We start from the raw sequence: 2,764 nt of genomic DNA on the forward strand, positions 1-2,764 counted from the left end.
GTAAGTCCTCGCCGTAGCCCGTCGTGACGGGATGCCGCGCGAGCGCGACGCTCGCGGGCATGGATACGGAGACGACGAAGGCGGCGGCCCAGATCCGGGCGGAGGTCCGCGCGCTGGGGACGCGGGGCCAGGGGAGACGGTACCCGGAGACGCTGAAGCGAGACGTGCTCGCGTATGCCGCCGAGCGCGGCAAGGCGGGGCGCGGGCTCGCGGCGACTTCGGCGGAGCTTGGAATCCCGGAGCGATCGATCAAGCTCTGGTCCAGCACACCCCGGCCGTCGAGCACGCCGAAGTTCGTGGCGATGGCGGTGGAGGGCGCGCCGGAGGTCTCTCCTGCGCCCCGCATCGTGGTGCACGCGCCGGGCGGCCTACGGATCGAGGGGCTCGACGTGGCGTTGCTCGCGGAGCTGCTGCGGCGGCTCGCGTGATCGGGTCCACGCGGCAGGTCGCGGTGCACGCGTTCGCCGAGCCGGCAGACATGAGAAAGTCCTTTGACGCGCTCTCCGCGCTCGTGCTCCAGGGACTCAAACGCGACCCGCTCTGCGGTGACCTCTTCCTCTTCGTCTCGCGGAATCGCAAGCGCGCCAAGGTCCTCTACTGGGACGGGACCGGGCTGTGCGTCTTCGCGAAGCGTCTCGAGGCGGGCCGGTTCACCGCACCGTGGCGTATGGACGGCAAGACCGCGCGGCTCACGATGAGCGAGCTCACGCTGCTGCTCGAGGGGAGCGAGTTCGCCGGGAGGATCGCGCTGAGCCCGCCGCCTTTCGAGCTGCGTGCGCCAGGCGCGCCGGCGAGTTGACGCGCGGTTCGCGCCATGGGAAACCGGCGACGTGGCGCTGCGACTCGGCGAGGAAAAGGACATCGAGATCGTGCGGCAGGCCGCGCTCATCCTGGAGCGCGAGAACAAGCGCCTCGTCGATCGCAACGTCGAGCTCACGCGCCGGCTCCTCACCGCCGAGGGGCGCGATCCAGCCGAGCTGCAGCTCGAGATCGCTCGGCTCGAGGCGCAGCTTGCGGGCGCCCGCAAGAAGCTCTTCGGCACGTCCTCGGAGAAGCGGCCTTCGTCCTCGAGGACGTCCCCGGAGAAGCAAGACTCGCAGACCGGACACGGGCCGCGCGAGCAGAAGGAGCTCGCAATCGTCGAGCAGATCCATGAGCTCGACGAGGCCGACCGCGCGTGCCCGGCATGCGGCGGCGCGCTCACCGAGATGGCCGGGCAGTACGAGGAGTCCGAGGAGATCGATGTCGTGGAGCGCCGCTTCGTGCTGAAGAAGCACAAGCGGAAGAAGTACCGCTGCGCCTGTGGCGGATGCGTCGAGACGGCGCTCGGGCCGCTCAAGCTCATGGCGGGCGGCCGGTACTCGATCGACTTCGCGATCGCGGTCGCGATCCAGAAGTATCTCGACCACCTACCGCTCGAGCGCCAGGCACGGATCATGGCGCGCGAGGGGCTCACGGTGGACTCGCAGACGCTCTGGGACCAGATCGAGCGGCTCGCGCGCGTGCTCGGAAGCGCGCACGAGTCGCTGCACGCGTACGTGCTCACGCAGGCGGTGCTCGGCGCCGACGAGACGCGCTGGCGCATGCTCGACGGCAAGGGCCGGGATGCGGGAGTCTCGAAGAACTGGCAGGTCTGGGTGCTCGCCGCGCCGGATGCCGTCGTCTATCGCATTGAAGACAGCCGGAGCACGGACGCCGCGAAGAACGTGCTCGGCGGCTTCGCCGGCATCGCCATGGCGGACGGGTACGGCGCCTACGAGGCCCTCGCGAAGAGGGGTGACGGCTTCGTCGTCGCGCACTGCTGGGCGCACGTCCGGCGTAAGTTCGTCGAGGCGGAGCCCTTTTTCGCCGAGGCGACAACCGCCGTCGATCTGATCGGCGAGCTCTACGCGGTGGAGAAGCTCTGCCCGACCGGGCCGCCCGGCGACGAGCTGAGGCGCCAGCTCCGGAACGAGCGATCGCGCGAGGCCGTGCGCCGCCTTCAGCGCTGGGCGCTCGAGGCGCCCGCTCTACCGCAGAGTGCGCTCGGCAAGGCGATCGCGTACATGGGCGGCGTCTGGAACGGGCTCGTGCGCTTCCTCGAGGACCCGCGCATCCCTATCGACAACAACGCGAGCGAGCGTGCTCTTCGCGGTGTGGTCGTCGGGCGGAAGAACCACTACGGATCGAAGTCGCGCCGTGGCACCGAAGTCGCCGCAGTCTTCTACTCGCTCGTGGAGAGCGCGAAGCTCGTAGGGGTCGACCCACACGCTTACCTGCGCGCAGCTTCCCACGCCGGCTTGCGTGGCGAGCGCATCCCGCTCCCGCATGAGATGGCAGCCCGGGGCTGACGCAGTCACCCCCGCGTGGCAGGATCGCGCGGTGGACAAGATCTCCGCCGCTCTTCTCGACTTCTCCGAGCCCCTCGTCGGCGCACTCTCCGGGCACGCATCGCAACAAGCGCGCGAGGATGCGATCGGGCTCGGCGTCACGCTCTGGAACGCGCTCGTCGCGCTCCGCCTCGGTGAGCCTGCCGCATTCCAAGCGACGCTCGCGCACTGCCGCAGCCTTCCTGAGCCGCAGTGCACCGTCATGGCGACACTCGTCGCCCAGCTTGTCGAGCGCAAAATGGAGCGCCACGCCGACGACGTCCGCCTTGTGCGCGACTGGAAGCTCACGTTCCGGGACAACGGTGAAGCGTCGCTGTGGGCGGAAGCAGTCGTCTCTCAGCCCTGATCCTGCGCCACGCGCGCTCGCGTCAACACGGGGAGCGGCGAGGACTTAC

The 2,764-nt window shown here is 69.7% G+C and carries 4 protein-coding genes; all 4 read left to right on the forward strand.

The window, feature by feature from the left end; genetic code table 11:
- Positions 1-59 precede the first annotated feature (59 nt).
- Genes MNZ27_RS23030 through MNZ27_RS23045 form a run of 4 tightly spaced genes read left to right on the forward strand, consistent with a single transcriptional unit; the run spans position 60 to position 2,715 of the window.
- A complete protein-coding gene (locus tag MNZ27_RS23030) occupies positions 60-428 on the forward strand; it encodes a hypothetical protein (RefSeq protein WP_242396404.1) in 369 nt (122 codons plus the stop codon).
- Positions 429-451: 23 nt separating this feature from the next.
- Positions 452-799, forward strand: coding sequence for an IS66 family insertion sequence element accessory protein TnpB (gene tnpB / locus MNZ27_RS23035; protein ID WP_308198024.1), 348 nt, complete (start codon positions 452-454; stop codon positions 797-799).
- A gap of 31 nt (positions 800-830) precedes the next feature.
- Complete coding sequence (gene tnpC / locus MNZ27_RS23040) at positions 831-2,330, forward strand: IS66 family transposase (protein ID WP_242396406.1); 1,500 nt, start codon at positions 831-833, stop codon at positions 2,328-2,330.
- 31 nt (positions 2,331-2,361) lie between these two features.
- Complete coding sequence (locus MNZ27_RS23045; RefSeq protein WP_242396407.1) at positions 2,362-2,715, forward strand: hypothetical protein; 354 nt, start codon at positions 2,362-2,364, stop codon at positions 2,713-2,715.
- The last annotated feature ends 49 nt before the right edge of the window (positions 2,716-2,764 follow it).

The organism is Anaeromyxobacter oryzisoli, assembly GCF_022690765.1.
GTDB classification, from domain to species: domain Bacteria; phylum Myxococcota; class Myxococcia; order Myxococcales; family Anaeromyxobacteraceae; genus Anaeromyxobacter; species Anaeromyxobacter oryzisoli.

What these genes read in the sequence shown, in the direction of transcription:
- MNZ27_RS23030 (WP_242396404.1), top strand. Translation starts at nt 60, where the DNA reads ATGGATACGGAGACGACGAAGGCGGCGGCCCAGATCCGGGCGGAGGTC.